This is a genomic window from Pseudothauera lacus (assembly GCF_003034845.1).
Taxonomy (GTDB): domain Bacteria; phylum Pseudomonadota; class Gammaproteobacteria; order Burkholderiales; family Rhodocyclaceae; genus Pseudothauera; species Pseudothauera lacus.
The window spans coordinates 12,932-18,803 of the sequence record NZ_PZKC01000025.1 but is presented as its reverse complement, the minus strand read 5'-3'; the positions used below and the strand labels follow the sequence as shown (position 1 = coordinate 18,803).

Annotated in this window: 4 protein-coding genes; all 4 read right to left on the bottom strand. The window is 67.3% G+C overall.

All coding sequences use genetic code 11. The annotated features are described in order from the left end of the window. Nucleotides 1–652: hypothetical protein (locus C8261_RS16900; RefSeq protein WP_146161704.1), on the bottom strand; the 652-nt coding region annotated here is incomplete at its 3' end. Further along, nucleotides 652–3,639 carry a T6SS effector BTH_I2691 family protein gene (locus C8261_RS16895; protein ID WP_107494903.1) on the bottom strand — a complete coding sequence of 996 codons (2,988 nt, stop codon included), beginning with the start codon at nt 3,637–3,639 and terminating at the stop codon, nt 652–654. The genes C8261_RS16900 and C8261_RS16895, both read right to left, overlap by 1 nt. Further along, nucleotides 3,636–4,619 carry a DUF4123 domain-containing protein gene (locus C8261_RS16890; protein ID WP_181358985.1) on the bottom strand — a complete coding sequence of 328 codons (984 nt, stop codon included), beginning with the start codon at nt 4,617–4,619 and terminating at the stop codon, nt 3,636–3,638. The genes C8261_RS16895 and C8261_RS16890 overlap by 4 nt, the downstream gene beginning before the upstream one ends. Further along, nucleotides 4,616–5,872: type VI secretion system Vgr family protein (locus C8261_RS16885; RefSeq protein WP_146161706.1), on the bottom strand; the 1,257-nt coding region annotated here is incomplete at its 5' end. The genes C8261_RS16885 and C8261_RS16890, both read right to left, overlap by 4 nt.

Sequence of the window (5,872 nt, the reverse complement as noted above, 5' to 3'; positions counted from 1 at the left end):
ACAGGCGGACGAACTCATACGCCTGCAGGGCCTGCTCAGGGCTGGCCGACACCTCGCCGATCTGCACGATGCGCGGCAGCTTGCGGCTGAAACGGACCTCGCCGTGCTCGTCCTCATCGACGAGGAGGACGGACTTGAAGGACGTGGCCACCTGGGTGGGACCGCGCACGTCCTGGGTGACGACTTTGACGGCATCCCAGTCGTACTCCTCCGGGCCCTGGGGGTGATCACGCCAGGCGTAGATCCGGCGCCGGGCGCGGTCGAAGCGCACCGGGGCGTCGGTGTAGCCGAAGATGGCACCGATAAATATGCTGCTTCCGATAACTCCCCCGATAGGCAAGAACAGCAATCCCACTATTGCCGTCATTTGGTGTGCGCTAAAACCGCGTTGGAGAACTTCAAACGGATACATCGCCATTGCGGCATTAATGCATGCGATAACCATAATCACGCCAAGCAAAGCATAAGCGCCACGCGGCGAGGACGCGGCAGTGCCGATTTCCAAAGTCGTGTCGTTGACACGATAGACCAGACGCTCGCCATCCGGGCGCGCACCGGAGCTGTGGCGTACCCCGGGCAGGTAGCGCCACTGGCGGTACTTGCGGTCAATGGAGCCGAAGGCGCCAAAGCGCCGTTTGTTCGGGGCGCCCATCAGTCGTTCACCGTGATGATGCGCTGCTCGCTGAGCATGGGCAGGACGAGGTTGGGCATGGAGCGCTTGTCGGGCCAGTAGCTGAAAGCCAGGGTGACGCGGTCATAGCGCTGGTCGTTGATGCGCATGAGGCCGCTGTACTGGTGGCCGTTGCCGTGTGGGCCGATGCGTGGCGGCGCCTCCCAGATGAAGGCGTCGGGTTGAGGCAGCGGCGTGGTGGGGGGCGCGGAGAGCCGGGGGCGGTGCGGATCCTGGGGGCTGTTGCCCTGCATGCGCGGGCGCAGTGTCTCATGCATGACCTCGCGGGTACCGGCGCGACCGTGCAGGGTGATGGCGCAGTCGATGACGCTTTCGGCACCGAGAGCGGGCAACGTGATGGAAAAAACGAACTCATCCCAGGAGTCGTAGAAGCTCTGGTCGCGCAGGCGCCAGCGGTCCTTCCATGCCACGGAGATGTTGACGGAGTAGACGACCTGGTTGAGGCGCTCCATTTCGTCCGCGGGCGTGAAGGGGGTGTTGCCGCGGCCGTAGTAGCTGCCGCGCAGCCACTCTTCGAGCGGGGTGTCGGTGTTGCGGATGGCCTGCCACAGGAAATAGGCACCGGCGCCTATGGCGAGTATTGCGAGGGCAATCCAGCCCCAAACAGGGATGGCTGCCGCTAGCCCGCCGAGACCAGCAAGAAAGCCTAGGTGGCCTACCAGTGCGCCCGATGCATGAGCGGCGGCAAGTGCTCCTCCCGCGATAGATATGCCGGAAACGAGAGTCCAAACTGCGGCGGACTGATACGCGTCTGCTGCATCACTGTCATCTCGAGCGCGGTAGTTCTGTGATCGTGAAAATAGATGTATCGAACTGAATAGTGCTGCTAAGGCACCAAAAATGCCGCCATAGAACGCGATTTGCGTGACGCGCAACGCAGCGGCGTTCCCCACCGCCTTCCCCAAAGCCCCGCTTACGATCTCCACCGTTGCACCCACCGCAGCGAGAATGGCCGCAGTGAGGCCGAAGGTCGACTCCGCAGTGGTGTTGCGAAGGTCGAAGCTCTCGCCGGCGTCGGCCAGGTCCAGGGTGCTGAAGACCAGCCCTGCCCAGGCCAGCACGCCTGGAAGTGAACGGGTGTACTGCATCAGGCCGCGGAAGGGGTTGACCCCAGGTACGGCTGCTGCAGCGGTGCTGCCGGCCAGTGCGGCAGGCAGTCTGGCGGCCTCGCTGTCGGGGAGCCATAGCTCAACCACCCGGGTGCGTTGGGTGGTGCTTTGGGTGTTCATGAAGGCGTACTGGTCTACACCGTTGGTGCCCACCACGTAAGTCCTGGTGCCGCTGTGACTCTCGATGTCGAGCAGGCGACGGGCGGTGGCCTGAGGGGGGCCGAAGGTCGCTTCGGCAATCATCGACGTGAGCTGGGTTTCAGTGACGCGGATGGTGCGGAAATCGATGTTGATGTGGGTGCGTACGCTGGTCACCACCAGCATTCGCCATCCTGTCGTGCGTGCGCTCGCCCCGCCTTGCGCGGCAATGCGGGCGTGCTGACTGGCCATGGAGGTACCAATGGCGGCCATGGCCTCGGGGTTGGCGCGGGCGGCGATGCGTTGGCGGAAGTCTTCGACCGCGGCGCGCAGTTTGTCGGCAAGGGCGACCGCCAGCGCGGCCTGGTTTCGTGCGGGCAAGGATGCGCTGGCGATGAAACGACCGATGTCTGCGTCCAGTGCGGTCACCGCTCCCCAGATGACGGCGTGGGGGTTGGCTGGGTCTTCCTTGAGCCAGTCATCCCACAGTTTTTCTTCGCCGAGCAGGTGAACGCTGCCGTTGGCGACGCCTGCGGTGGCACTTTGACGGTCGTGGGCGGAGCGGTCGTCTTCGGGGTCGAAGTCGCGCCAGACGATGTGCGCACCGCTGCTCTGGTTGAGCTTCAGCACGTCGTGAGAGAGGGCGAGGATGCGGTCCTTGAACGTCTGCAGACGGCTGTCGTAACGCTGTTGATCGTCTCTTAGACGGACGTGGTCGTAATGTTTGCGGAAGCGCTCGTTCCACAGCGCCTCCTGTCCGTTGCTGGTGAACGACTCCTCGAAGCCGCGAATGATGCCGGAGATCATCGTTGCACGCCGGTGTTCGGCCATGAAGTCGTTCAGGCGCGCCACTTCGGCGTTGCGGTCGGCGTTGACCTGCAAGGTCAGGCCGTGGTCGTCTGCCAGCGCGAGGACAATGCCGCTGCGCCCTGCCGTGGCAGCGGAAATGCGTGCAGCTTCGTCCTTGATCCGGCCAGCCAGTGCCGCGCGGGGCGACAGCGGTTCGCGCAGGTTGCGGCTTGTGAGACCGACCAGAGTGTTGGGGGCGTAGTTGATTACGCGATCCGCAAGCTCCGCGGACATGGGGTAGGCGCTGCGGACGGCATTGCCGGCGCTGTGCGCGGGGCCGACCGAGCCGTTGGCGGCAGCCATGACGTCTACCCGGGTCAGGCGACGATCACGGCTGCCGTCGCGGTTGTCGGCGTAATCGCGCATCACTTGCTGCGTCCACCGGTAGCGGCTGAATGCGATCCAGACAGTAGCGTGGCGGGCGGGGTCTACGGCGATGAGTTGTGCGGGAATGTTGTCACCGGCGCGCCGGCAGGCAACCGACATGGGCGTGATGTCCGCCGGCGAGGCTGGGCACTGTGCAGGTGGCATCATGCGCAGCAAGCCTTCGCGATCGACTACGTAGGCATCCCAGGATTTGTCTGGTTTGAGCACGTAGAGATAGCCGCTGGGCAACGTGCGTAACACCAGGGCATGCTCCTGCAGCCCCTGTGCGGTGGTTACACTGAGAGCATCGCATGCGGCGGCAAGCGTGGCGTAGGTGGCGTTGACTTCGAGCTGTTGGCGCGGGATGGCGACGGGAATCACCGGCAGAATGGCGAGTCCCTGCTTGTTGCAGTCGGGGCAGCCGTTCTGCGGGCGGGCCGGAGTCGCGTTCGCGGCAGCCTGAGTGATGGCGTCTGTTGTGCTCATGGATTTTGACTTTGCCGAGAGGCGGAAAGCTGCTGCCAGAAGCTGTTATCGAAGCCCTGCAAGGCGTGTTGAAGGGATGCGCCCATTGTGCGTGCTTCCTTGAGAGCGGCCGATACGGCGGGATGGCGGTCGAATCGAGGGTGGGCGGTGAGTGCGCAGGCGCAGTAGACCAGAATGTCCTGTTCGGTGTCGAAGCCATGGCTGCGGCAGTCATTTATGGCCTGTTCGACCAGCGGTGGCAGGGAATTGGACAGGGCGATTCCCCATTGAGGGCAGAGCGCGAGGACCTTGTTGCAGAGGGTGACGTCCTTCAGTCGTCCCCAGGCAGCGTCGTCGAAGCGCAGGCGCTGATCTTGTGTCTCGTCGCTGGCGGCAGCCTCGGAGGACCCCGGAAGACCTTCCAGTTGGCCCATTGGGGTGATGTTGTGCCAGTTGCCCAGCCGGGAGCGCAGTCGCTGCCAGTGGCCTGGGGGAAGCACCCGGGGCAGGTGCCACCGCACGCGCGGATCCCAGTAACGGAAAGGATGTGCTCTGCCATGCGGGGCGATGACGGCAGCGCTGCGCGCGAGCCTGGCCGCGGTCGCCTGGGGGGCGGTGTCGTCCGGCAGCCAGGCGCAAACGCAGCGTCCGCGGTATCCGTTTGGCATCCTGTTTGTGGCTTCGCGCAGGGCAATGTCGACGCTGGCATTGATCAGCCGCTCGGCAGCCGGTTCGCTGGGAGCGTGGATCAGGTAGGGCGCGCGTGCGGCATCGATGTCGGCGTGAATGCGGGGCAGCGATTGCACGACTGCGGCGCCGGAGGCGAGGCACTGGACGGTGTCGGGATGTGCGGCGAGCGGGTCGCCCAGCAGCGGGTCGATGAAGATGCTGACGGGGCGTGCGCCGATGACTTCACGCAACTGGAGCAGGGCCCGCTGGAGTGCTGCCTGGAGCGCGGGGTCCGGCTCCGTCATGTCGACGGCTGGGACTGGGCGGGTCACACCGCGCCTCCGCTGCTGGCGAGTTCTTCCATGGCGCGGGCACACCCTTTCAGCGCCCCCGGGCTGTTGAGGCTGGCGCTGCTGCTGGCGCTCTGCGGCTTGGTCCAGATCTTCTGGCCGGCGTGCAGGTTCACGCCGCCGGGGGCGTGCAGCTCGATGGTGTTGCCCTTCATGCGCAGGTAGGCGCCGCCGGCGGTGGCGAGCACGTGGCCGGCGGGGGCGTCGATGTTTACGCTGGCGCGGGTGCTGGCGAGGGTGACGCGCTGCTCGGCGGCGATGTGGATCGCTCCGCCCTGGGCCTGCACCTCGGTGGTGCCGCTGGCCGCGTGCAGGGCGATGCCGGTTTCCTGGTTGGGCTTGGCCGCGTCGGTGGCCTTGCCGACGGTGAACAGCGTCAGGCCGGCGGCGATGGCGAGCGCCTGTTCGCCCTGGGCGGCGAGGTTGATGTCGTGCCCGGCGGTGGCCGACAGTTCGGTGCCGGCAACCAGCCAGGCGCTGGCCGGGGTGAGCTGGGCGATGCCGCCGGGGGCGCTGAACTGGATGCGCGGGGCGGACCATGCGGCCACTGTGCCGGTGCCGCCGCCGGTGGGCTTGAAGGGGCTTTCGGGGGTGGTGGCGGCGGTGGTGGTGGCGGTGGCGGAGAGTTCGGCGCGGGCGCGTTCGAGGGCGTCGAGCGCGGGCAGGGGGGCGGCCTCGCCCTTCACAGTGGCGCCGTGGGTGGTGGCGGCGTCGGCCAGGGCGCTGGCCAGGGCGTGGGACTGTTCGGTGTCGGCGATGGCTTCGCGGCTGTCGAGGTGGTCGCCGCTGGCGCCCGCGCGGGCGTCGGTGGACAGCAGCAGGCCGGCGCCGGCGCGCAGGGCGAGCGCGCCCTGGGTGTCGAGCTCGGCGCCGTGGCCGCGGTCGTTGTGGCGGGCGTTGCCGTGCTGGTACTTGAGGTGGCCCAGTTGCAGGCGGCTGGCCCAGGCGGTGGTGCCCAGTTCGATGCGTCCCTGGCCGGGGGTGTCGTCAAAGACCAGCTGGTTGTAGCCGCCGCGCCCGCTGCGGCTGGCGGCAAGCTCCTGGGTGCGCAGCCCGGAGAGGCTGGCGCGGTGGGCGTGGGGTGCGGCCTGGCCGGCGAAGAAGGTGGGGGCGTTGGCGCTGGCGGCGCTGTCGCCGCCGGCCAGGCGGTTGCCGGGGGCGTGGGGGGGGGCGCGGGGGGGGGGGGGGGGGGGGGCGGGGCGGCGGGGGGGGGGGGGGGGGGGGGGGGAGGGGGC

Coding starts and splice junctions, on each gene's coding strand:
- C8261_RS16895 (WP_107494903.1), bottom strand. CDS start 3,639: ATGAGCACAACAGACGCCATCACTCAGGCTGCCGCGAACGCGACTCCG.